The 376-nt window shown below is 67.0% G+C and carries 1 protein-coding gene; it reads right to left on the reverse strand.

Annotation, left to right across the window (positions count from 1 at the left end; translation table 11 throughout):
- Window positions 1–366 (reverse strand): hypothetical protein (locus GSQ90_RS32240; protein WP_371418518.1); only part of this gene is annotated, 366 nt, incomplete at its 3' end.
- Between the last annotated feature and the right edge of the window lie 10 nt (window positions 367–376).

Genomic DNA, 376 nt, shown 5'->3' on the forward strand with positions numbered 1-376 from the left:
GCCGGACGCATCCCCCGTCCCCACGATCTCAATCGTCCCGCCGTTCGTCGACGTTCCCTGCTGCGCCAAGCCAGTCGGCGCGACCGAACCCACAATTGCCGTCGCCGCCGTCGAAGCCGTGCTCGTCTCCGTCCCGTCCGCGCTCGTGTCCGTCGCCGTCAGATGATACGTCCCATCCGCGAATGTCGCCGTCGTCGCAAAGTCAAACGCCCCGCCCGCTCCCGCAACGCCGGAGCCGACCAAAGTCGCCCCGTTGTAAAGCTTGATCGTATCTCCGGACGCATCCCCCGTTCCCGCGATCTCAATCGTCCCGCCGTTCGTCGAGGTTCCCTGCTGCGCCAGGCCCGTCGGTGCGAGCGAACCCACAATTGCCGTC

It is taken from the genome of Methylocapsa sp. S129 (genome assembly GCF_009765995.1).
Taxonomy (GTDB): domain Bacteria; phylum Pseudomonadota; class Alphaproteobacteria; order Rhizobiales; family Beijerinckiaceae; genus Roseiarcus.